This window comes from Polaribacter vadi (genome assembly GCF_001761365.1).
In the GTDB taxonomy this organism is placed as follows: Bacteria; Bacteroidota; Bacteroidia; order Flavobacteriales; family Flavobacteriaceae; genus Polaribacter; species Polaribacter vadi.
In genome coordinates, this window is record NZ_CP017477.1 from 957,161 (window position 1) to 980,495 (window position 23,335).

The 23,335-nt window shown below is 28.4% G+C and carries 22 protein-coding genes; 12 read left to right on the forward strand and 10 right to left on the reverse strand.

Annotation, left to right across the window (positions count from 1 at the left end):
* Position 1 precedes the first annotated feature (1 nt).
* The gene (locus LPB03_RS04345) at positions 2 to 415 is read left to right on the forward strand and encodes a DUF1573 domain-containing protein (RefSeq protein ID WP_065319100.1); all 414 of its coding nucleotides are present in this window, start codon (positions 2 to 4) and stop codon (positions 413 to 415) included.
* Here the strand turns inward: LPB03_RS04345 and LPB03_RS04350 are convergent.
* The gene (locus LPB03_RS04350; protein WP_083187129.1) at positions 412 to 1,761 is read right to left on the reverse strand and encodes a retropepsin-like aspartic protease; all 1,350 of its coding nucleotides are present in this window, start codon (positions 1,759 to 1,761) and stop codon (positions 412 to 414) included. The two genes, LPB03_RS04345 and LPB03_RS04350, sit on opposite strands and share 4 nt — an antisense overlap.
* A gap of 157 nt (positions 1,762 to 1,918) precedes the next feature.
* Here LPB03_RS04350 and LPB03_RS04355 point away from each other — a divergent pair, with 157 nt between their 5' ends.
* From LPB03_RS04355 to lipA, 10 genes are all read left to right on the forward strand, one after another.
* Entirely contained in the window at positions 1,919 to 3,109 is a 1,191-nt protein-coding gene (locus LPB03_RS04355) for a pyridoxal phosphate-dependent aminotransferase (RefSeq protein ID WP_065319099.1), read from the forward strand.
* Between the two features lie 104 nt (positions 3,110 to 3,213).
* Positions 3,214 to 3,699 carry a hypothetical protein gene (locus LPB03_RS04360; protein ID WP_065319098.1) on the forward strand — a complete coding sequence of 162 codons (486 nt, stop codon included), beginning with the start codon at positions 3,214 to 3,216 and terminating at the stop codon, positions 3,697 to 3,699.
* Between the two features lie 337 nt (positions 3,700 to 4,036).
* Positions 4,037 to 5,068 carry a UDP-N-acetylmuramate dehydrogenase gene (gene murB / locus LPB03_RS04365; protein WP_065319097.1) on the forward strand — a complete coding sequence of 344 codons (1,032 nt, stop codon included), beginning with the start codon at positions 4,037 to 4,039 and terminating at the stop codon, positions 5,066 to 5,068.
* A gap of 199 nt (positions 5,069 to 5,267) precedes the next feature.
* The gene (locus LPB03_RS04370) at positions 5,268 to 5,864 is read left to right on the forward strand and encodes a hypothetical protein (protein ID WP_065319096.1); all 597 of its coding nucleotides are present in this window, start codon (positions 5,268 to 5,270) and stop codon (positions 5,862 to 5,864) included.
* A gap of 179 nt (positions 5,865 to 6,043) precedes the next feature.
* A complete protein-coding gene (locus LPB03_RS04375; protein WP_065319095.1) occupies positions 6,044 to 6,247 on the forward strand; it encodes a membrane or secreted protein in 204 nt (67 codons plus the stop codon).
* A gap of 15 nt (positions 6,248 to 6,262) precedes the next feature.
* Positions 6,263 to 7,366 (forward strand): glycosyltransferase, encoded by a 1,104-nt coding sequence (locus tag LPB03_RS04380; protein ID WP_065319094.1) that lies wholly within the window; start codon positions 6,263 to 6,265, stop codon positions 7,364 to 7,366.
* Entirely contained in the window at positions 7,357 to 7,920 is a 564-nt protein-coding gene (locus tag LPB03_RS04385; RefSeq protein WP_065319093.1) for an RNA polymerase sigma factor, read from the forward strand. The genes LPB03_RS04380 and LPB03_RS04385 overlap by 10 nt, the downstream gene beginning before the upstream one ends.
* A 2-nt stretch (positions 7,921 to 7,922) precedes the next feature.
* Positions 7,923 to 9,143 (forward strand): Nramp family divalent metal transporter, encoded by a 1,221-nt coding sequence (locus LPB03_RS04390; protein WP_065319092.1) that lies wholly within the window; start codon positions 7,923 to 7,925, stop codon positions 9,141 to 9,143.
* Positions 9,144 to 9,317: 174 nt separating this feature from the next.
* Positions 9,318 to 10,811: a pectate lyase gene (gene pelA, locus LPB03_RS16505; protein ID WP_170324204.1), complete on the forward strand. Its 1,494-nt coding sequence runs from the start codon at positions 9,318 to 9,320 to the stop codon at positions 10,809 to 10,811.
* A 97-nt stretch (positions 10,812 to 10,908) separates the two neighbouring features.
* A complete protein-coding gene (lipA, locus tag LPB03_RS04400; protein WP_065319091.1) occupies positions 10,909 to 11,778 on the forward strand; it encodes a lipoyl synthase in 870 nt (289 codons plus the stop codon).
* Between the two features lie 164 nt (positions 11,779 to 11,942).
* On the opposite strand, the gene LPB03_RS04405 is transcribed toward lipA, so the two are convergent.
* From LPB03_RS04405 to LPB03_RS04415, 3 genes are all read right to left on the reverse strand, one after another.
* Positions 11,943 to 13,238, reverse strand: a complete 1,296-nt coding sequence (locus LPB03_RS04405; protein ID WP_065319090.1) for a dipeptidase — start codon at positions 13,236 to 13,238, stop codon at positions 11,943 to 11,945.
* 954 nt (positions 13,239 to 14,192) lie between these two features.
* A complete protein-coding gene (locus LPB03_RS04410) occupies positions 14,193 to 15,563 on the reverse strand; it encodes a pyridoxal-phosphate dependent enzyme (protein ID WP_065319089.1) in 1,371 nt (456 codons plus the stop codon).
* Positions 15,564 to 15,617: 54 nt separating this feature from the next.
* Positions 15,618 to 16,853, reverse strand: a complete 1,236-nt coding sequence (locus LPB03_RS04415; RefSeq protein WP_065319088.1) for an ABC transporter permease — start codon at positions 16,851 to 16,853, stop codon at positions 15,618 to 15,620.
* 4 nt (positions 16,854 to 16,857) lie between these two features.
* On the opposite strand from LPB03_RS04415, the gene LPB03_RS04420 reads away from it, so the two are divergent.
* Complete coding sequence (locus LPB03_RS04420; RefSeq protein ID WP_065319087.1) at positions 16,858 to 18,108, forward strand: exo-beta-N-acetylmuramidase NamZ family protein; 1,251 nt, start codon at positions 16,858 to 16,860, stop codon at positions 18,106 to 18,108.
* A gap of 4 nt (positions 18,109 to 18,112) precedes the next feature.
* Here the strand turns inward: LPB03_RS04420 and porD are convergent, their stop codons facing one another.
* From porD to LPB03_RS04455, 6 genes are all read right to left on the reverse strand, one after another.
* Complete coding sequence (porD, locus tag LPB03_RS04425) at positions 18,113 to 19,003, reverse strand: type IX secretion system protein PorD (RefSeq protein ID WP_065319086.1); 891 nt, start codon at positions 19,001 to 19,003, stop codon at positions 18,113 to 18,115.
* 85 nt (positions 19,004 to 19,088) lie between these two features.
* Positions 19,089 to 20,297: a bifunctional phosphopantothenoylcysteine decarboxylase/phosphopantothenate--cysteine ligase CoaBC gene (gene coaBC / locus LPB03_RS04430; protein ID WP_065319085.1), complete on the reverse strand. Its 1,209-nt coding sequence runs from the start codon at positions 20,295 to 20,297 to the stop codon at positions 19,089 to 19,091.
* Entirely contained in the window at positions 20,297 to 20,620 is a 324-nt protein-coding gene (locus LPB03_RS04435; protein ID WP_065319084.1) for a DNA-directed RNA polymerase subunit omega, read from the reverse strand. Before LPB03_RS04435 ends, coaBC begins: the two co-directional genes overlap by 1 nt.
* A 6-nt stretch (positions 20,621 to 20,626) precedes the next feature.
* Positions 20,627 to 21,493 (reverse strand): outer membrane protein assembly factor BamD, encoded by an 867-nt coding sequence (locus LPB03_RS04440; RefSeq protein WP_065319083.1) that lies wholly within the window; start codon positions 21,491 to 21,493, stop codon positions 20,627 to 20,629.
* A 344-nt stretch (positions 21,494 to 21,837) separates the two neighbouring features.
* Entirely contained in the window at positions 21,838 to 22,713 is an 876-nt protein-coding gene (gene dapA / locus LPB03_RS04450; RefSeq protein ID WP_065319081.1) for a 4-hydroxy-tetrahydrodipicolinate synthase, read from the reverse strand.
* A 96-nt stretch (positions 22,714 to 22,809) separates the two neighbouring features.
* Complete coding sequence (locus LPB03_RS04455) at positions 22,810 to 23,313, reverse strand: DUF6913 domain-containing protein (protein WP_065319080.1); 504 nt, start codon at positions 23,311 to 23,313, stop codon at positions 22,810 to 22,812.
* Positions 23,314 to 23,335: the final 22 nt, after the last annotated feature.

Consider the following 23,335-nt stretch of genomic DNA (forward strand, 5'->3'; position numbering starts at 1 on the left):
TATGAAAACGATACTTACATTATTTTTTATAGGAATTTTGAGTTTAACTACAAATGCTCAAGAATTTAAGTTTGATGCAGAAACTATTGATTATGGTAAAATTGATAAAGGAGCTGATGGTGTTAGAACTTTTACATTTACTAATATTGGAGATCAACCCTTAATTATAAAAGATATAAAATCTTCTTGTGGTTGTACTATTCCAGAAAAGCCAAAAAAACCAATTTTACCAAACGAAAAAGGAACTATAAAAGTTTCTTACAATACGAATATTATTGGGGGTTTTTCTAAATCCATCACCATTTTATCGAACGTAAAAAAAGAAAGAACAGTTATTAAAATTAAAGGTTTTGTGTATGATGGAGTTACTTTAGAAAAAGAAAAAAGTATGCTTTCCAATGAAAATTTATTTTAAATTTTAGCTTCTAAGCGAAATTGGAATTTCATTTTTACACCTTTTCTTTCAATTACCATTTTAATTTTTCTACCTTTTTTTTCTTTAAATTTACTTACAATTTGCCCAAGAGTTAAATCATAAGAATCTCTTCCATTTATTTTGATAATAACATCATCTTTTAACAAACCTGCTTTATCTGCTGGAGATCCTTGTACAACCATTTTAATTTTATATGTTGGTTTAAATTTGTACGAAAAGCTGGTAATAAAACTAATTGAATTATTCTGATTTCCTGTATTTAACTTTTGGTTATAACCTCCCGTTAATTTTTGTGAGTTTTCTTCTTTTACTAATTGCTTTCCATAATAAACAATATCTAAACCACTCATATTATAATTAAACTCCTTTTTTAAAGAGCTATTTTTTTTAAGCATCATTTGTCTGTTAGAATAATCGAACCAAACAACAAATCTATTTAAAATACTGGCACCAATACTTCCATTTCTTTCTTTATATTTTCGAGCATTATACGTAGAAACAGCATCTAAAAATGATACTGTCGGTTTTTCTAACTCAAAAGATTTCAGCTTTATTTTAGGAATTCTACTCCTGTTTCCATGAATGGGACCACTTAAACCTTCTCCTAAAACATCAGGAAAAAAACGATTTGGTGTTTGTATAATATCTTTTGTATCTTCAAAAAGCCAAATAGCATCAGTACCTCCAGAATCTACTAAAAGTTTTACATCGGTTAAAGAATTTCCAACAGTATCTAACTGAACTTGTGCATCTATGTAGGGTTTTCTTCTGTAAAAGGATAAAGGAAAAATCTCACATTTTCGGCATTTTTTTAACCTATATTTTTCTGGTTTATAAAAAACTATTTTTTTATTCTTATAATTAATTTTAACCACAAAATTCTTCAGTAAATTATACCCAACAATACCATGAATAGTAATGCCCATTTTTGCTGATAAATCGAAAAAATCCTCTACAATAACATATAAAGTTTCATTGGAACTTGTTAAACCTTTTATGTTTATTTTATTATTTTTTGACAATAAAGCTTCTACAGATTTTCCATTTCCTAAACCTTGTAGATTTACTTTTTCAACATTATTTAAACCAATACTATCATTTTTAGAAATATTAAATAGAATGGTTTTATTGACACCAGAATCTAAAATAAAAGATAATGTTCTTCCATTTATTTCTAAAGGAATTACAATTAAATTATTAATTAATTTAAAACTAACACGTTCTTTTAATGTTGTTTTATCTAAAAAAGAAAACCCATCTTGAGAGTTATTTTCTAGAGAAAAACTAAGCAAAAGAAATAAAAAAATTAGCTGTTTTTTTTTCACAAAAAAAAGGATTTTGGGAATAAATATCAAGATACAAATTAAGTTTTACTTCTAAACATTTCTGGTAAACTTTTAGATTATTAAAGATTCCGAAATAAAAACACCTATTTAAAATATATTTCGGAAATTTGCATCTAAATTTTAAAAAAACAATAGTATGCCAACAATATCTAAGAAAGGGAATCAAATGCCAGAATCGCCAATAAGAAAATTGGTGCCTTATGCAGAAGATGCGAAAAAAAGAGGCGTTAAAGTATACCATTTAAATATAGGTCAACCAGATATTAAAACACCACAAGTTGCTTTAGATGCTGTTAAAAACAACAATATCGAAACGTTGTCTTATGCACGTTCTGAAGGTTCTGAAGAGTATAGAGTAAAACTTTCTAAATACTATAAAAACAACAATATTAATGTAACTGAAGATAATATTATTGTAACTACAGGTGGTTCTGAAGCGTTGTTTTTTACCATGGGAAGTATTGCAGATGCAGATGATGAAATAATAATTCCTGAGCCTTTTTATGCAAATTATAATGGTTTTGCTACTGCTTCTGGAGTTACAGTTGTTCCTGTAATTTCTAATATTGATGATAATTTTGCACTTCCTAAAATTGAGGATTTTGAGAAGTTAATCACAAAAAAAACAAAGGCAATTTTAATCTGTAATCCAGGAAACCCAACAGGATATTTATATTCGAAAGAAGAAATTCAAAAATTAAAAGAAATTGTTTTAAAGCACGATTTATTTTTAATTGCTGATGAAGTATATAGAGAATTCGCTTACGATGGTTTAGAGCATACTTCTGTACTTTCTTTAGAAGGTTTAGAGCAAAATGCAATTATTGTAGATTCAGTTTCTAAACGTTACAGCATGTGTGGAGCAAGAATTGGTTGTATTGTTTCTAAAAATAAAGATTTTATAAAAACGGCTGTTAAATTTGCGCAAGCAAGATTAAGCCCACCAACCTATGCTTTAATTGCAAGTGAAGCTGCTTTAGAAACGCCACAAAGTTATTTTGATGATGTAAAAGCAGAATATGTAGAAAGAAGAAACACTTTAATTGCTGAATTAGAAAAAATTGAAGGCGTAAAAGTTGCCAAGCCAAAAGGTGCTTTTTATTGTGTTGCTCAATTACCTGTAAAAGATACGGATGCTTTTGCACAATGGTTGTTAGAAGATTTTAATATGAATAACGAAACTGTCATGGTTGCTCCAGCAAGTGGATTTTACTCAACTCCAGGTGAAGGAAAAAACCAAATTAGAATGGCATACGTTTTAAACAAAAAGGATTTGATTAAGTCTGTAGAGATTTTAAAAGAAGCTTTAAAGGTTTATAAAGAGTAATTTTATAAATAATTATTGTTTAAGAAAAATAACATATCCCGTAATTTTTACGGGATATTGTTTTTAAAAGTTACTATATTACGAATTGGGCATAATTTGAATGAATGAAAAAAATACTGATAATTTTATTAATCGGAATTTCTAATACAGGATTTTCACAAACAATGACAGAAATTGATTCTGTTTCTTATGTAATGTGTGATTATCTAAAAAATTTGAAAATTGAGAATGATACCCTAAAAATAAACTCGTTATATGAAAAGCAACTTTATCCATACCTTGGAAAAATTGAGCAATCAAAAACTCAAAAAGTTGGACAACAAATTTATTATAGACTTCAAAGAAATTGTGTGGAATTTCGGAATTTATTAGACAGATTAGAACCGCCAAAAGAAACAATTACGAGAATAACAGAAAAACCAAAACCTGAAATTTCTATAAAGCAACTCAAGGAATTTAAAAACCAAAGAGAATTTCATTATTTCGAAGTTGCTGGTGATACAACAAAAGTAATAATGGAAAAAGGAAACTGGACAGACTCATTTTCTGATAAGACATTTTCTAAACTGACTTATAATTGGATTAACTAAACAGAATTTGAATTAGTCTTTATAGAAAGTAATAATGAAACAAGGTCAAATTATAGTGTAAAGGGAGATAAATATATTTATCAGGTTTTATCAAAAGAAGATGGATTTTATCTAATGACAGTAAATATTCCTGGGCAAGTAACTTTTGAGAAATTTAAAATGTATTTCAAGTAAAAAACTGCGCACAATATCCATATATAAAAAATTGATTAGCCATATTAGCTTATTATTATTCTAATTGATTTGCACTTTAATAAGTCTCTTTAGTTTCACTAAAAAATAAAAATCAAGCCCATAAAAAATGAAAAGGTGTATTTTTACCTTTCAATCATCTCAAATGAATATCCAACAAAACATTTCTTTAAAAAACTACAATACTTTTGGTATTGATGTAACAGCAAAACATTTTGTTTCTGTTGATTCAGTATATCAATTACAGCAACTTTTAAAAAAAGAAAAGGACATTTTTCTAATTTCTGGTGGAAGTAATATGTTACTTACAAAAGACATTGAGCAATTGGTTGTGCATATTGATATCAATGGAATTTCTATTGATAAAGAAGATGATAATTTTGTTTATTTAACGGTTAATGCTGGTGAAAATTGGCACGAATTTGTATTGTTTTGTGTCGATAATAATTATGGAGGCATTGAAAACTTATCGTTAATTCCTGGAAATGTTGGTACTTGCCCAATTCAGAATATTGGTGCGTATGGAGTTGAAGTAAAAGATACGATTACAAAAGTTGAAGCTATAGAAATTGAAAGTCAAAAATTAGTTTCATTTTCAAATGCTGAGTGCAATTTTGGGTATCGAAATTCAATTTTTAAAAACGAAGTAAAAGGTAACTTTGTAATTACTTCTGTAAGTTTTAAATTGACGAAAAAGAATCATCAATTAAATACCTCTTATGGTGCTATTGAAACTGAATTAGCATCCAAAAACATCAAAAACCCTTCTTTAAAAAATATTTCTGATGCAGTAATTGCTATCAGAAAATCGAAATTACCAGATCCAAAAGAAATTGGTAATAGTGGTAGTTTTTTTAAAAACCCAGTAATTTCTGAAATGTTGTTTTTAGAATTGCAAAATGAATATCCAACCATTCCAAGTTATCCTGTCATTTCGAGCGAAGTCGAGAAGTCTGAGACTGAGGTTAAAATTCCTGCTGGTTGGCTCATAGAAAAAGCTGGTTTTAAAGGAAAACGTTTTGGCAATTATGGTGTTCATGAAAAACAAGCCTTGGTTTTGGTAAATTATGGCAATGCTACTGGAAAAGAAATTTATCAATTGGCAAAAAAAATACAGGAAACAATTTTAAAACAGTTTCGTATTTCTCTAGAGATTGAGGTAAATATAATTGCTTAAAAAACTAAAAATTATTTTAAAATTTCCATTGCATAATGAAGAATAACTTTTATTTTAGAAAATTCATTTCTTTTATCAGTAAAATTTGAGAATATGATGTTTATTTTTTTGGTTTTATCAAAGCATTATAAATCTGATAACAAGATTTTTCTTTAACATTATTTGTAAAACAGTTACAAATCAAAAAAGAGTTATACGTATGTCATTATACAACAGAATAAATATAGGCTTAGCACTTTCAATAGTATTTTTATTAGTTTTTGCTACAAATAGATTAGATAAAAGGCATTTTGAAACGGTACAGAACACTGTAATTAGTTTACATACAGATAGAGTTATTGCACAAGATTTAATCTACAAAATGAACCTTATTATATACAATAAGCAACTTTCTTTGCTTGGTGAAAGCTCTAAAAATGTTAATCATAATTTAAATAAAGATTTTAACCTATTAATAGAAAAATTTTCTGAAACAAAGCTTACAAAAAAAGAAAGCCAAATTTTTGAAAAGCTAAAAGTAGATTTTAATAAGCTAACTGATTTAGAAGCTAAAATGCTTGAAAATAATGAGGAAATATTGACCAACATCAATATTATAAAATCGGATTTAATTAAATTATCTGAAATACAGATTAAAGAAAGTAAAAGTTTAACGAGCATTGCTCAAAAATCTTTAGACACCAATAATTTAATGTCTAAATTAGAAATTGGCTTTTTGGTACTTATTGGTTTAATTATTCAGTTTACTATATTTTATAGAGTAAAAAAGTCGAAAACAGAAAAGCTTAACAATTAAAATTAACTTAGAAGGCATTTTTTTATTTTCTAAAAATTCTACAAACATCTTCTGCATCATCTTTTTTATTGGCGATAAAATAAATACATATGCTAAAAAAAAGCATATACAAAAAAACTACAAGTCTCAATTTTATGTTGACATTTATAATTTGTACCTTTGCAAAACAATCAGATATTATGAAATTACTTTTGATAACTTTAGTTTTATTAGGTGTTGGAGTTGCAGGAATTTGCATTAAAATTTGGGCAAAAAAAGATGGTAAATTTGCAGGAACTTGTGCTAGCCAAAACCCAATGTTAAATCAAAATGGAGAAGCTTGTGGTTTTTGTGGAAAACCAGCAGATGAATTTGAAACTTGTTCAGAACCACAACATAAATAAAATTATTTCAAAGCAATGGTTATAACTGTAGTTTTCTACGTCTTTGTAGTATTTACAGGCATTCAAATATTATATTACCTTATATTCTCTTCTTTTCTTTTTAAACAAAAGAAAAAATCAAATAATACTGAAAAGGTACCAGTTTCTGTAATTGTTTTTGCAAAAAACAGTGCCACTAATTTACAAAAAAACTTACCCAATTATTTAGCTCAAGATTATCCTGAATTCGAAATTGTGCTCATAAATAATGCTTCTGTAGATACAACTGAAGATGTTATTGAAACATTTACGGCAAAACACAAAAATATTAAAGTTGTAAGCGTAGAGAATAACGAAGCTTTTTGGAACAATAAAAAATACGCATTAACATTAGGTATAAAAGCTGCTAAATACGATCATTTATTATTTACAAACATCAATTCGAATCCAGTTAGTGAGCATTGGATTACTGAAATGAGCAAAAAATTCACCTTAAAAAGAACGATTGTTTTAGGGTATGAAAAATATAAAAAAGAGAACTCTTTTAACAATCTTTTTATTCGCTTTCATAGATTACTAAAGGCTATTCAATGTTTATCTTTTGCAAAACAAGGTTCTCCTTTTATGGCATTTGGCAATAATTTAGCCTATAAAAAAACGGAATTTTTTAAAGTTAACGGCTTTATAAAACACATAAAAATAAAATTTGCAGAAGACGATTTATTTATAAAAGATGCTGCAACTAAAGAAAACATAAGTTATGCTATTTCTAAAAATAGTTTTATAGAAACTGATGCACCAGAATCTTTTAACGATTGGTTTCAAGAACAGCGAATTTTAAGTTCTATAGAGGAGCATTTTAAATTTAAAAATCAGTTTTTTTTAAGTTTTTTTGTTATTTCTAAGCTGTTCTTTTATGTTTTAGCAAGTATTTTATTTTTCTTGTATCCTTGGCAAATAATTTTAGCAATTGTACTTGGCTATTTTTTAGTGCAATATATTATAATTGGTCTTTCAGCAAAAAAACTAAAAGAACCACAGATTATTTTTTTCCTTCCTTTCTTAGAAATTTCTTTATTGTTGATTCAAATTAGTATATTTATTGCTAATTTGATTTCAAAACCCAATCATTGGAAATAGACAATACCAAAATTGAATCACATATTATAAAAGCGAAAGAAGGGAATCAATCTTCTTTTCGTTTTTTGTTGAATACTTTTTGGGGCGATGTTTATAATTATCAACTAAAAAGAACAAGAAGCGAAAATGAAGCTGAAGATATTGCTATCCAAACTTTTTCTAAAGCTTTTGATAAAATTCATACGTTTGATGAAAGTTACGTTTTTAAAACTTGGTTGATTGCCATTTCTAAAAATGTTTATATCGATATTTTACGAAAGAAAAAAACATCAATCTTTACAGAAACCACCAAAGAACAAGAAGATAAAATTTATTTAGTAGTTGATGAAAATCCTACTCCAGAAGATAAAATTATTAGAGAACAAAATTTAGCAAAATTGTTGCGAGATATTAAACAATTAAAACCTAAATACCAAGAAGTTATACAGTTACGTTATTTTCAAGAATTGAGTTACAAAGAAATTTCTACGCAAATTGATGAACCTATGAATAACGTAAAAGTAAAATTATTACGTGCTAAAAAATTGTTGGCAGCCATTATTAAGAAGAGTTAAGAATGAAAAAATCATTTTTACAATCTTTAGGACCAGGTTTATTATTTGCAGGAGCTGCAATTGGCGTTTCTCATTTGGTACAATCTACAAAAGCTGGTGCTGAATTTGGTTTTGGTTTACTATGGGCTTTGTTGTTGGTTCATATTTTTAAATATCCATTTTTTCAATTTGGTCCAAGATATGCAGCTGCAACTGGAGAAACTTTATTAGATGGTTATAAAAAATTAGGCAAAAGTGTACTAGTTATTTATTATATAATCAATTTTGCAACCATGTTTACCATTCAAGCAGCAGTCACAATTGTTACTGCTGGTTTGGCTTCTCAGTTATTTGGCATTACAAACAACTTGGTTTTATGGTCTAGTATTTTAATGTTGATTAGCATTTTGTTTCTATTAATTGGTAGGTACAAATTGTTAGATAATTTGATGAAATACATCATTATTATTTTAACAATTAGCACAATTGCAGCAGTTTCTGTGGCTTTATTTAGCTCAAAAGAGGCTTTTGATGTCAGCCAAATTTTACCCTCAGGAACTGTAGAAATTACTTTTTTAATTGCTTTTTTAGGTTGGATGCCTGCTCCTTTAGATGTTTCCATTTGGCATTCAATTTGGTCTGTAGAAAAAAGCAAAAACACCTTTATTAAAATAAAGCCAAAAGACGCAATTTTCGATTTTAATGTAGGGTATATTGGAACTTTACTTCTTGGTATTTGCTTTGTACTTTTAGGTACTTTAGTCATGTATAAATCAGGAGCAACCTTTTCTAATAAAGGAGGCGAATTTGCATCACAATTAATTACTTTATACACTAAAAATTTAGGAGATTTTTCTTATATAATTATTGCAATTGCTGCTTTTACAACCATGTTTAGTACTACAATTACAACTTTAGATGCGTCACCTAGAGCTATGAATTTAAGTTCTCAATTATTGTTTGATAAAAAATTTAAATTCGGTTATTGGTTTTGGATTATATTTCTTTTTGCTGGCACTTTTGTTATTCTTAAATATTATATGGCAAATATGGGTGATTTAATAAAGATTGCCACCATTTTATCATTTTTAACAGCTCCTTTTTATGCAATTCTAAATTATATTTTAGTAACAGGTAAAAATATGCCTGAAGAACATCAACCAAAAATATTTACTAAAATATTGAGTCTTTTTGGAATTGTTTTTTTAATAGGATTTAGCATTTGGTTTTTAACCAATATATAATTGATAAAATTATTATTTTTGATAGATAATTAAATTATAAAAATCTATTTTTGATAAATTTTTATAAAAATGCAATCGATTACAAAAAACAAAACACAAAGGTTTCATAAAGTATTAAAAATACTTTTTTTATCAATTCTTGCTTTTAATTTTAGTTGTTCTAATGAAAGTATAATGGAAGAGCTCGAAGAAAATATTTTGGTAAAACAACTTATTATTTACGGAGGCAATATTACCAATGGTGGTTCAGCTCAACTTACAGTTGGTGTTTTACCCAATAACGCAAATAATAAAGCTGTTACTTGGAGTGTTTTAGAGACCTCTATTGCACAAGTTTCTGAAACTGGTTTGTTAACAGCAATTTCAAATGGTGAAGTTATTGTAAAAGTTGTAGCCAAAGATGGTTCTGGTGTTTCTGCTGAAAAAAAAATAATAATTTATGGAATTGCAGGACCACCTGTTTTAGCAGAAAGTATAACCATTAATGGAAGTAATATAATAGATGGAAACCCTTTACAATTATCTGTAACTATTTTACCAAATGAGACCGATAATAAAGCTGTGATATGGTCAGTATCTGATGAAAGTATTGCTACTATTAATGATGAAGGTTTGTTAACTCCAAAAGAAAATGGTAAAATAACGGTTTCTGCTTCTGCTACAGATGGTAGTGGTACAAAAGGTGAACTTGAAATTAATATTTCTGGAATTGCTCCTGTTTATCAAACAATTTTAGAAGCAGAAAATATGCTTTTATGGCAAAGAAATAATGGTGGTTGGGCAAAAGAACCTTATAATGATTTTTCTGGTTACAAACGCATACAAACTGCTGGTGAAATAGCCACTGCTCATAATACAAAAGACAATACAGATACAACAATAGATAATAATCATACTGTTGGAGAACTTAGAGTTTTATTGAATTCTTATAAAACAACAAATAATCCAAATTATTTAGAAGCAGTAAATAAAGCATTAGACTATCTTTTTGAAGCACAATATGAAAATGGTGGTTGGCCTCAATACTATCCAGATAAAAGTGGTTACAGGCATCAAATTACATTTAATGACAATGCTATGGTTAATGTTATGAATTTAATGTGGGATATTTCTAAAGGAAAAAACAATACGAATCTTTTAGACAATGCCTATATAGATAAAGCTACAACTGCTTTTGATAAGGGAATTGATGTAATTTTAAAAACTCAAAATATTGTAAAAGGTATTAAAACTGCTTGGTGTGCTCAATATGATGAAGTTACGCTCTTAGCAGAAACTGCTAGATCTTATGAGTTAGCCTCTAATAGTGGTTCAGAGTCAGTTGGAATTGTAAGAACACTTATGGTAGTCGAAAACCCATCCTCTGAAATTATACAAGCAGTAAAAGATGCTGTAAAATGGTTTGAAGATGTTAGACTTTTTGATATTGCAACAAAAAATACTGGAAATGATGTGGTAGTTGTTTCATCTCCAGGAAATATAATATGGGCTAGATTTTACGATTTAGAAACCAATTTACCTTTTTTCTGTGGCAGAGATGGAGTTAAGAAAAGTACCTTGGCAGAAATTGAACAAGAAAGACGAACTGGCTATTCTTGGTATGGCAACTGGCCAAAAAATTTAATTGCTTCTGAATATACTTCTTGGAAAAATAAAAATGGTCTTTAATAAAAAATAAACACTAAAATTTAATCGGTTTAGTGTTTTGATTTTAACAAGGATTTAAATCATTTCTTCGTAAATTTGCATTTCAAAAGAAGAAAGAATGGCAATAGAAACTGTAGTACTTCCTGAAAGACCTAAAAAACCAAAATGGTTGCGTGTAAAATTACCTGTTGGTAAAAAATATACGGAATTAAGAGGTTTGGTTGATAAATATAAACTAAACACTATTTGTACAAGTGGAAGCTGTCCAAATATGGGCGAATGTTGGGGAGAAGGAACTGCAACTTTTATGATTCTAGGTAATATTTGTACTCGTTCTTGTGGTTTTTGTGGTGTAAAAACGGGAAGACCAGAAACTGTTGAATGGGATGAACCTGAAAAAGTAGCTCGTTCTATAAAAATTATGAGCATTAAACATGCTGTAATTACGTCTGTAGATAGAGATGATTTAAAAGATGGTGGCTCTATTATTTGGGCAGAAACTGTGGATGCAATTCGTAGAGCAAACCCAAATACAACATTAGAGACTTTAATTCCTGATTTTCAAGGAAACACAAAACAAATTGATAGAATTATAGAAGTGCATCCTGAAGTGGTTTCTCATAATATGGAAACTGTAAGAAGGTTGACTCGTGAAGTAAGGATTCAAGCAAAATACGATAGAAGTTTGGGGGTTTTAAAATACCTAAAAGAAAACGGTATGCGAACTAAAACTGGTTTAATGCTAGGTTTAGGAGAAAAAGAAGAGGAAGTAATACAAACCATGAAAGATTTACGTGCAGTAAATTGTGATGTTATTACGATTGGACAATATTTACAGCCAACAAAAAAACATTTACCTGTTAAGGAATTTATAACACCAGAACAGTTTAAAAAATATGAAACTATTGGTTTAGAAATGGGCTTTATGTATGTAGAAAGTGGTGCTTTAGTACGTTCTTCTTACAAGGCACATAAACATGCTATTTAATTGTTAAAAAAATAAAAATATAAATTCAAATATATTTTTGGCACGAAGCTTGATAATTCTTAAAATGAAAAGACGTAGTAAACCTTTTCATTGTGTAAATTATTTGAATTAGTTGATTTAAAACCATCTCTTTATGAGATGGTTTTTTTATATCATTAAATTCATTAAATTTCTTCTGCTTGTATTTTTTTAGCAACAGCTTCAACTTCATCTAAAACACGTAATAAATTACCATTCCAAAGTTGTGCAATTTGAGCCTCTGTATAACCTCTTTTCACCAACTCTAGTGTAACATTAAAAGTTTCGGAAGCATCATTCCAACCATCAACTCCTCCTCCACCATCGAAATCTGAACTAATTCCAACATGATCAATACCTATTTTATTAATTAAATAATCTATATGATCTACAAAATCTGCAACATTTACTGGCGCATTTTCTGAGGATTTCATTTTATTTTTTGCTTCCTTAGATAACTGTGTATAGGTTGCAATTGCATCTTCTTGCGCTTTTCCTTCTAAGTTTCTAATTTCATTTCTAGGAACTAAATTTAAATTTTGTTCTTTTGCTAAAAGGTCCATTTCACCTCTTAAAGCTTTTTTAAACTTTTTATCTTTTTCGGTATTTACATATGCACTAAAAGCTACAGTTTGTACAACACCTCCATTTTCTTTTAACCATTGTAATTGTTCGTCATCTAAATTTCTACTATGATTACAAAGAGCTCTTGCAGATGAATGTGAAGCTATAATTGGTGCTTTAGATAGCTCAATCATATCTTTCATCGCTTTTTTGGAAGGATGAGAAACATCAATCATCATTCCCCATTTATTCATTTCTTTAATAACTTCTTTTCCTAAATCGCTTACACCATTGTGCAACCAAATATCATCTTCTTCTCCTGTATTTGAATCACAAAATTGACTATGTCCATTATGAGAAAGACTCATATATCTTGCACCCAAATCGTAAAATTCTTTCACTCTACTAATATCTGTTCCAATAGGATACGCATTTTCTACACCAATCATTGCAACTTTTTTCCCAGATTTATAAATGGCGTTAACTTCGTTTGATGTTGTTGCTAAACCAATTCTTTTAGGAGCAATTTCTTTAGTAAGTTTATGAATGGCATTAAACTTACTCATTGCATTTTTGTAAGCATTATCATACCCTTCTTTAGTTAATTCTCCTTGACCTGTATACACTATAAAAAATGCAACATCCAAACCACCCTCTTCCATATTTGGAAGGTTTACTTGGTTATTCAATTTTTGAGTATAATTTTTATCATCTGTAAAATTAGCTACATTAATATCTACATGTGTATCTAATGTTATAACTTTTTGATGAATTGCTTGGGCCTTGCTTACCATATCTTCATTATTAGTGGTATTCGTTTTTTCTTTTTTACAAGATATGATAATAAAAAAAAGAAGTAAAATTTTAAAAAATTTCATGATGGATTATTTAATTATATAAAGTTTAAATATAATAACTATTATTTAATAATAATGTGAAAAAAAAATCGTCTAAAAAAATTAACTTTAGACAATCTCCTAAAAGCTAGCTATTTTAAATTTCTCTAACTTATAATTATTTATATGCACTTTAAAAATATCATGTAAATAAATTAAAAATAGAAGAATTGATTTTGGGTAAATAGTCTTAAAAAAATATTTAACAAAAATATTTTCTTAGTTTCTTCAATTAAAATAAATATGTCATTTTTTTTAAAATTAATAAAAAATTTTTAACAAAAAAAACGTTTAACTTCTATAGTTAAACGTTTTACTGTTGCAAATACATCCCTTAACTTGTATTTGCATTTTCTAATAAACCCAATACAAAGAAACTAATATTATTAAATACATCTCTCGTTATTTGTTAAGATGTAATAGAAACACGTTAAACAGTCTTTAATATGCTTTACATTAAAAATACATCCAAATTCAGTGTAGAATAAAAGTTTGTGATGACTTAAAAAAGAAAAAACGCCTGAATAAAATTCAGACGTTTTTTTGTACAATTTATAAATCCCCCAACTTATAATAATTGCGTTATATTTAATTTTATGTGAACTAAATACATTACAAATATACAAAATTTTCATTAATATTACATATATTTAATTAAAAATTAATATATAAATTTTAAAGTTTAGGTTTAACTTTTAAAAAAAAATCTTCAAAAAACTGTGTGTTAGAAGTTCTAAAAATAAATTATAAAACACAAAAAACGGCTAAATAAATTTAGCCGTTTTTCTAGTCAATCTATAAATCCCCCAACTTATGATTAATTATTTGTACTTATTAATTAAATACACTACAAATATAGAGAGATTGTAAATTACACTTTTCCTTTTTCGACGATTGGGCATTTTATAACTTTAAAATGCATGTATTTATCGTTGTTTAAAGTGCACTAATAATATCGTATTTTGTTATAATATGATAATTACCATTTTCTAAATCTACCAAAACAGCGTCATTTTCTTTGGATATTAATTTTGAAATAACATCAATTTTTGTCGACTTTTTAACAATAGGATATGGTTTTCCCATAATTTCTTTGATAGGAATATGTGCATTCTTTTTATCCGATATAAAGTGATGTAATAAATCTGTTTCATCTACAGAACCTACAAAACCATTCATGTCTCTTACAGGAATCTGTGAAATTTTATTTCCTTTCATTCTCTCAATAGCATGTGAAACTAACTCTTCAGTCTGCACTGTTATTAATGGTTTATCATGATGATTATTAATTAAATCTGCAGCAGTTTTAACTTCTTCCTCAATAAAACCTCTGTCTCTCATCCAATCATTATTAAACATTTTACCAACATATCTGCTTCCATGATCGTGAAATAACACAACCACAACATCATCTTTTGTAAAATGTTCTTTTAATTGTAACAACCCTTTAACAGCAGCTCCAGCAGAATTCCCTAAAAACATGCCTTCTTCTTTTGCCAAACGCTGTGTGTAAATGGCTGCATCTTTATCTGTTACTTTTGTAAAACCATCAATAACATCAAAATTTACATTTTTTGGTAAAATATCTTCTCCAATACCTTCTGTAATGTATGGATAGATTTCGTTTTCATCAAAAACACCAGTTTCATGATATTTTTTAAAAACAGAACCATACGTATCAATTCCCCAAATTTTAACAGTAGTTCCTGCTTCTTTGGCTTTCATTTTTAAATATTTTCCAACACCAGAAATAGTTCCTCCTGTTCCTACTCCAACAACAAAATGAGTAACTTTTCCTTCAGTCTGCTCCCAAATTTCTGGTCCTGTACTTAAAAAATGTGCTTTTGTATTGCTAGGATTATCGTATTGATTTACATACCAAGAATTTGGCGTTTCTTCTCCTAACCTTTTAGAGACTGAATAATAAGAACGAGCATCAGTTGGTTCTACATTGGTTGGACAAACCACAACTTCTGCACCAACAGCTCTTAAAATATCTATTTTTTCTTTAGATTGTTTATCAGCCATCACAAAAATACATTTGTAACCTTTTACAATTGCAGCTAAAGCTAAACCCATTCCTGTATTTCCAGAAGTTCCTTCAATAATAGTTCCTCCAGGTTTTAAACGGCCATCTGCTTCTGCATCTTCAATCATTTGCAAAGCCATTCTATCTTTTACTGAATTTCCAGGATTAAATGTTTCGTATTTAGAAAGTACCAAACATGGCAATTCTTTTGTTAAAACATTCAATTTTACTAAGGGAGTATTTCCAATAGTTTCTAATATATTTTCTGCGTACTTCATTTCTTTAATTTACAAATGCAAAGGTAAAATTTTTTAAATAGGTAAATGTGAAGTTTATGCAAACTTAATAGACTTTGAGGGTTCTATTTTTGTAATGATGTAAGATGGAATTATCAACATTAAAAAACATAAAAACAAGGTACCAATATTTAGCAGAATAATTGCTGTAAAAGAAATATAAACTGGCATTGTTGTTACATAATAGGTTTCTGGATTTAAAGTGATTACTTTAAAATAATGCTGTATAAATATTATAGATAATCCAATAACATTTCCCCAAAAAAGACCTTTTAAAATTAAATAAGATGCATTGTATAAAAACACTTTTCTAATACTTGTATTGGTGCTTCCTAAAGCTTTTAAAATACCAATCATTTGCACACGTTCTAATATTAAAACAAGCAAAGCAGTTATCATATTAATCCCTGCAATTACGATCATAATAGCAATTATAAACCACACATTATTGTCAAAAAGCTTGATCCACTCAAATACGTTTATATAAGTCTCTACTATTGTTTTACTATTTAAAGTAACACCTATTTTTGAATAAATTTCATTTCCTTTTTGATCAATTTCATCAAAATTATCTAATAAAACCTCAAAACCACCAACTTGATTTTCTGTCCATTTGTTGAGACTTTGCACTTCTCTAATATCACCAATCATAAAACTTTTATCAAACTGTGCAAAACCAGAATTATAGATTCCTGAAATAATATATTTTTTATTGGATGGTAATTTGCTGTTCTCAGTTTTTAAGAAAGTAGCTAAAATAGTATCGTTTAATTTTAAATTTAATCGATTTACAATCGTTTGCGAGAGCAACACTTCTTTTGTTCTTGGTTGATTAAAATCTGGCACTTTCCCTTCCAGTAAATATTCTTCGAAAAAAGTCCAATCGTAATCTGTAGAAACTCCTTTAAAAATGATGCCTTCAAAATCGGTTTCTGTTCTTAAAATTCCCCCTTTATTTGCAAATACTTGAATATTTTTAATTCCTGAAATGCTATCGAACTTCGGATAAAAGTCTTGGTTTTTATTAACAGGTGTTGTAGAAACATCAGAATTGTTATTATCGTAATTTACAATTTGAACATGGCCTTTAAAACCAGCCATTTTATCTCGTATTTTATATTGCAAGCCTAAACCTGTAGCCACAGCAATTAGCATAATAATAATTCCCAACGCAATTGCTGTAATTGCAATTTTTATTATAGGTGAAGAAATACTATTTTTATACTTTTTGCCAGCAATAATACGTTTTGCTATAAATAACTCGTAATTCAATTTGATGATAGATTTTAAACCCTTCAAAAGTACATATTTAATCTTGTTTTTGTTGCTGAATTTCCAGCTGATTTCTTGTGCACAAAAAACACAAAATCAAAGTTCAGAGTTTCAGATTCAAAATTCTGAGAAAGAAGATGTATCCATTAAAACTGGAGCTGAAAGAACGGATGCATATGTAAAAATCTTAAAAGGAAAAAAAGTGGCTGTTGTTGGGAATCAAACATCAATCATTGAAAAAAGAGGAAAAAAGATAGAAAAAGGAGACTTTACTCATATTGTGGACAGTTTAATCAGTTTAGGTATCAACGTAAAAAAAGTTTTTGCTCCTGAGCATGGTTTTAGAGGAGAAGCAGATGCAGCAGAACTTGTAAAAGATGGCAAAGACACCAAAACAGGCTTGCCAATTATTTCTCTTTATGGAAAAAATAAAAAACCCACAGCAGCACAATTAGAAAATATTGATGTTGTTATTTTTGATATTCAAGATGTGGGCGTTCGTTTTTATACCTATATTTCTACCTTACATTATGTTCTGGAAGCTTGTGCAGCTTTAAATATTCCTGTACTAATTTTTGATAGACCAAATCCAAACGCACATTATGTAGATGGTCCTGTTTTGGAAATGGAACACAGCTCTTTTGTGGGTAAACATCCTGTTCCTGTGGTTTATGGAATGACTGTTGGCGAATATGGACAAATGATTAATGGTGAAAAATGGCTTAAAAATGGAATTAAATGCGATTTAACTGTAATTCCTTTAAAAAATTACACACATACTTCTGATGTTCATTTAGCTGTAAGACCTTCACCTAATTTACCAAATGACAAATCTATAAACCTATACCCAAGTTTAGGTTTTTTTGAAGGAACTACTATAAATGCAGGAAGAGGAACCGAATTTCAGTTTCAAAGATATGGAGCTTCCTTTTTTCCAAAAAGCGATTTTAACTATACTCCAAAACCAAATTTTGGATCTAAATACCCAAAAGAAAATGGTAAACTTTGTTATGGTGTAGATTTACAGAACGAAAAAAAATTAGATAAAATAGACTTACAATGGTTACTTGATGCCTATCAAAAAACACCAAAAACAGAAAAATTCTTTGGAAGCACCTTTACAATTCATGCAGGAAATACAAAATTACAACAACAAATTGAGCAAGGTTTATCTCAAGAAAAAATAAGAGAATCTTGGCAAAAAGATTTAGAAGCGTTTAAAAAAGTTAGAGCAAAGTATTTAATTTATGAGTAAAATCTTACTCAATGTTTCTCCACTTTGAGTTATTGTTAGGAGAAATTTTCTTTAAGGATTCTACTAAATTAATTGCGTTTCTAGTTCTTGGTCCATCAGCATAAATATTTACTATTTCATCTGCTTTTGCATCAAAAAACAAACGTATTAAATAATTACCAACAGTTTTGTTAAAGATATTTTCTACTTTTAAAACACTATCCTCTATCGTTTGTTTTGCGAACTCTTTGTTGGTTCCAAAATTGTCTAAACCTTTTATATGATAATCATATAAAATATCTCTAAAAACTTTTAGTTTTGGAGCTAATAAATTATCAATCAATAAAAAACGATTTTGCTTTCCAATCACATTTTGCCAAGAAGCCAAATTACTTTGTTGCGCCTGTAACATAACGTTTTGAGCTTCTTCTAATTCAGCTTGTCCACCATATTCAGAAAAAGTATCTGCATCTACACCCAAAATGGTATACACGTAAAAAACGATTGTAGAAATTAGATTGCTATCAAAAGAGTTTTTATTATATATTAAAGGATCAAACTCATTGTATTTAAATGTAAAATCGCTGTCTCTTAAATTTAAAACAGGCGTTTGATAACTTGAACCATAAACAGGTCTTGTTGATTGTATTTGTATAGATGATGTAAATGTATTATCATTTCTAGAAGTAATAATAATATTCATGGCACAATCTACTCTTTCTTCTGTTTGAACAACTCTATTCGTCCATTTTGTTTGGTTGATAAATTCTGTCAAAGCAGTTTCTAGCGTTTTAAAAACCTGTAAATTAGAACCTGAAACTTGTTCGTAATTTATATTTACCAGACAATTTAATTCTTGAGAGTTTGTGCTAATTGTAAAGAATACAAAAGAAAAAAGAAAAACTAGTTTACGCATATTTAATTTATATTTCTATGTCTGGTCGAGCGCAGTCAAAACCTTACTTTAAACCTCTCGACTGCACTCGAGGAAATAAGATATTTTAAACTAATTTTGTAACAATTTCATTCATAATATCTTTAGCAACTTCCACTTTCGATTTTAATTCAAATGGTTTTTCATTTAAATTTTTATCAATAATAGTAATTTTATTTGTGTTAGTTGCAAAACCAGCACCTTTATCTTGTAAAGAATTTAACACAATCGCATCTAAATTTTTACGTTTTATCTTATTTTTTGCATTTTCAATTTCATTATTCGTCTCTAATGCAAAACCGATCAAAAGTTGATGCTCTTTAATTTCACCTAAAGAAGCCAAAATATCTTTTGTTGGTGTTAACTCCATTCTTAACGTAGAATCTTTCTTTTTTATTTTCTGATCTGCAATATTTTTAGGTTTATAATCTGCAACAGCAGCAGATAAAATAGCAATATCTACCTCTTTAAAATAAGTATGACATTCTTTATACATTTCATCAGCAGAAATAACATTAATTCTCTTTACTAAAGAATGTTGTATTTGTTGATGACTTGGCCCTGAAATTAAAATAACTTCTGCACCTAAATTTGCAGCTGCATTTGCAATTGCAAAACCCATTTTTCCAGAAGAATGATTTCCAATAAAACGAACAGGATCTATAGCTTCATAGGTTGGACCAGCAGTAATTAGTATTTTTTTACCTTTTAAAGGTAACTTCGAAAGAATATCATTTTCTATAAATGCAACAATATCTTCTGGTTCTGCCATTCTTCCTTCGCCAACTAAACCACTTGCTAATTCGCCTGAAGTTGCTGGAATTAAAATATTACCAAAAGAGTGTAATTTCTCTAAACTATTTTTAGTGGATGGATGAATATACATATCCAAATCCATAGCTGGTGCAAAGTATACAGGACATTTTGCTGATAAATAGGTTGCTAATAATAAATTATTGCAGGTTCCATTTACCATTTTAGAAAGTGTGTTGGCAGTTGCAGGCGCAATTAAAAAATAATCTGCCCATAAACCTAAATCTACGTGATTGTTCCAAAGTTCATTTTCTTCTTCTTTATCATAAAAAGTTGAATGAACTGGATTTTTAGAAAGTGTAGAAAGTGTAAGAGGTGTTATAAAATCTTTAGACGCAGGCGTCATAATTACTTTGACATCTGCGCCTAATTTTATAAATAAACGGACTAATGAAGCCGTTTTGTATGCAGCTATTCCAGCAGTAATGCCTAAAAGGATTTTTTTACCACTTAGAACAGACATTATACTGTTTCTTCTGGATTTCTATGATAAACTTTATCATTTAACCATTCCTCAACAGCAAGTGCAGTTGGTTTAGGTAAACGTTCGTAAAATTTAGAAACTTCAATTTGCTCTTTGTTTTCGAAAACTTCTTCTAAACTATCATTATAAGTAGCAAATTCCTCTAATTTATCAACTAATTCCTTTTTTAAATCTTCGTTGATTTGGTTTGCTCTTTTAGCAATAATAGAAATTGCTTCATAAATATTTTCAGTTGGAGCTTCCAAAAGATTCCTGTTATAAGTAACTGTACTTATTGCTGCTTTTGTATCTTTATAATCCATAATTTGTTATTTCTCTTTAGAGTTTTCTACGTTGATTTCCTTTAGTTGTTCAATTAAAGCATCTATTCTTATCTTCTCGCTTTGTAAAACAGCTAACATTTCATTAGCTTCTTCCATGTATTGAGATTCTGGATAATTTCTTTTCAGCTTTTCGTAAGCTTCAATAGCGTCTTTAATTCTTTCCTGTTTTCTTCTATCATAACTTTTTAGAACAAAATCGTGAGCTGCTTTTAATCTGTAATACAAAGCTTCTTCTTTAAATTCTGAACCTAAATAATCTGACAATAAATTATCGAAAGCTTGAATTGCTGCTTTATAATTTCTTACATCATAATCTGCAGTTGTATAATACGTTTTAGCAATTTCGAAATATTTTTTCTGTAATTTATATCTTAATTCTTTGTAATGTGCATTTGCCTCAACAATTTTATCAGAATCTGGATATGTATTTATAAAACTTTGAAATGCTTCTAAAGCTTTATTAGTATCTGTTGGATCTTTACTAAAAACTGGCGATGCCAATTTATAACTGTATGCAGATAAAAAAGAAGCTTCTTCTATTTTAGAGCTAGTTGGATAATTTTTCACAAAACGATCAAAATAATAACCAGCATCTGTGTAGTTTTTCTCATTAAAATTAGACTGAGCTACCATAAACTGAATACGTTCCATTTGAGGTTTACCTCTGTAAGCAGGTGTAACTTTCTCAAACAAACGCAAAGCCTTAGAATATTTTTGAGTCTCGTACATCTTTACAGCCATTTTATACTGATCTTCAACAGTACCTTTATTCAGTACTTTTTGATATTCTCCACAGGAAAATAACAAAAGACTAAACAGTAATAAACACGCTAAATTTTTAATTTTTTGCATCGGGCAAAATTAGTAATTAATTATGGATAATAAAAGTATTTATTTTATTGAAATAAAACTTCTCTATTAAGTGTTATCATTTGTTTTTAAACAAGTTGTGTAAAATTTTCATCAACCTTACTTATAACGAATTGAAACCTTTTAAATTGTAATGCAATAATCCATAAAAAAGAACTAAATAAATGGTAAAATGAACCTAAAAGTTTGTTAAGATTGTAAATTTTGATTTTTGGTAGATGATTTGAAGTTTGTTGTTTCTTGTTTCTAAAATATATCAACATATAAGAACATCAAAAATATAGAGTTTTTGAAATTTAATTCTTGTCTCTTCTCTTTAAAGAAAACTAAAATTCAGCAACGAACTTTGCTATTTTAGCTTGCAAACTTTCACTTGCTTTTACTAAAGGCAAACGAACATCATTCTTACAAATTCCTAATTCTTGTAAAACAGTTTTAATTCCTGCAGGATTGTTTTCCTCAAAAATATAGTCAACAATATCCATCATTTTGAAATGGATCTCATAACCTTCTTTATTTTTTCCTTCCAATCCTAAATTTATCATTTTAGAAAATGCTGCTGGAAATGCTTGCCCAATTACTGAAATTACTCCAGAACCACCTGCTAATGCAACTCCTAAAGCTAAATCATCATCACCAGAAATTATTAAAAAATCTGCTGGTTTGTCTTTTAACAACGTATTATATTGCTGTTGATTATTTCCTGCTTCTTTTACACCAACAATATTGCTAAAATCTTTTGCCAAACGTAAAGTTGTTGCAGGCTCCATGTTTTTAGCTGTTCTACCAGGAACATTGTATAAAATTATTGGTAAGTCAGTTGCTTCTGCTAAAGCTTTGTAATGCTGATAAAAACCTTCTTGGGTTGGTTTGCTATAATAAGGAGCAACCGATAAAATTCCGTCGATTCCTGTAAAATCTCTTGTCTTAAATTCTTTAACAACTTCTAAAGTATTGTTACCACCAACACCCAAAACTAAAGGCAAACGCTTATTATTTGTTTTGATAATAACATCTATAATCTGCTGTTTTTCTTCTTTAGTTATGGTTGCGCTTTCGCCAGTTGTACCATTAATTACTAAATAATCTGTTCCGTTTTCGATATTAAAATTCACTAATTTAATTAGCGCATCAAAATCTACAGATAAATCCTCTTTAAAAGGTGTAATTAAAGCCACACCAGTTCCAATAAATTTTTGCATTTCTTAATTTTTACGTGGTAAAATTACAATTTTCAAATTGATTGTATTCTTAAAATTTATGTTCTTGCAAAGAATACACAACTTTTTAAATGAAGTTTAATTTTTTAGTTTTCCTAAAACAACTAAGTATTTTTTAAGCTCTAAAAGAAAGCTTTCTATATTCGTTGGAAATTCTGCAATTTCTAAATCATACAATTCTTGATTTACCTTTGAAAAACCGACTTTAAACTTAGCTTTACTATGCAAAACTGCATTCTCTAAATATATATTTCTCTTATTAAAATAACCAATTAGCAAGTCATGAGGTTCGTCTATAAAATCTTTAAACGCTGTTTTTTTGGGTTCTCCTTTCCAGTTAAAATCTTTTTCAGAAAAATACTTATAAGAAGACACATTACTTTTACTAAAAGGTCTATAACTATAAATTCTAATATTCCCTAAGGTTAATATTTTTTCAACTTCATCTTCAATTTTTAACCATTTAGAAATTTCATAAGAAGCAATAATACCAACAGTATAAACCTCTTCATTGGATGCTGCTCTATACTCTTCTTCTTGTAGTAGTTTTTTAAACTGTTTTTTTATGAAAGATTTTTTCAAGTTTTGCTATCTCTATTAAATT

Bases quoted from the DNA above. Each gene is read 5' to 3' on its own strand.
- LPB03_RS04345 (WP_065319100.1), top strand. From the start codon at position 2: ATGAAAACGATACTTACATTATTTTTTATAGGAATTTTGAGTTTAACT.
- LPB03_RS04355 (WP_065319099.1), top strand. From the start codon at position 1,919: ATGCCAACAATATCTAAGAAAGGGAATCAAATGCCAGAATCGCCAATA.
- LPB03_RS04360 (WP_065319098.1), top strand. From the start codon at position 3,214: ATGAAAAAAATACTGATAATTTTATTAATCGGAATTTCTAATACAGGA.
- murB (WP_065319097.1), top strand. From the start codon at position 4,037: ATGAATATCCAACAAAACATTTCTTTAAAAAACTACAATACTTTTGGT.
- LPB03_RS04370 (WP_065319096.1), top strand. From the start codon at position 5,268: ATGTCATTATACAACAGAATAAATATAGGCTTAGCACTTTCAATAGTA.
- LPB03_RS04375 (WP_065319095.1), top strand. From the start codon at position 6,044: ATGAAATTACTTTTGATAACTTTAGTTTTATTAGGTGTTGGAGTTGCA.
- LPB03_RS04380 (WP_065319094.1), top strand. From the start codon at position 6,263: ATGGTTATAACTGTAGTTTTCTACGTCTTTGTAGTATTTACAGGCATT.
- LPB03_RS04390 (WP_065319092.1), top strand. From the start codon at position 7,923: ATGAAAAAATCATTTTTACAATCTTTAGGACCAGGTTTATTATTTGCA.
- pelA (WP_170324204.1), top strand. From the start codon at position 9,318: ATGGAAGAGCTCGAAGAAAATATTTTGGTAAAACAACTTATTATTTAC.
- lipA (WP_065319091.1), top strand. From the start codon at position 10,909: ATGGCAATAGAAACTGTAGTACTTCCTGAAAGACCTAAAAAACCAAAA.
- LPB03_RS04405 (WP_065319090.1), bottom strand. From the start codon at position 13,238: ATGAAATTTTTTAAAATTTTACTTCTTTTTTTTATTATCATATCTTGT.
- LPB03_RS04410 (WP_065319089.1), bottom strand. From the start codon at position 15,563: ATGAAGTACGCAGAAAATATATTAGAAACTATTGGAAATACTCCCTTA.
- LPB03_RS04420 (WP_065319087.1), top strand. From the start codon at position 16,858: ATGATAGATTTTAAACCCTTCAAAAGTACATATTTAATCTTGTTTTTG.
- porD (WP_065319086.1), bottom strand. From the start codon at position 19,003: ATGCGTAAACTAGTTTTTCTTTTTTCTTTTGTATTCTTTACAATTAGC.
- coaBC (WP_065319085.1), bottom strand. From the start codon at position 20,297: ATGTCTGTTCTAAGTGGTAAAAAAATCCTTTTAGGCATTACTGCTGGA.
- LPB03_RS04435 (WP_065319084.1), bottom strand. From the start codon at position 20,620: ATGGATTATAAAGATACAAAAGCAGCAATAAGTACAGTTACTTATAAC.
- LPB03_RS04440 (WP_065319083.1), bottom strand. From the start codon at position 21,493: ATGCAAAAAATTAAAAATTTAGCGTGTTTATTACTGTTTAGTCTTTTG.
- dapA (WP_065319081.1), bottom strand. From the start codon at position 22,713: ATGCAAAAATTTATTGGAACTGGTGTGGCTTTAATTACACCTTTTAAA.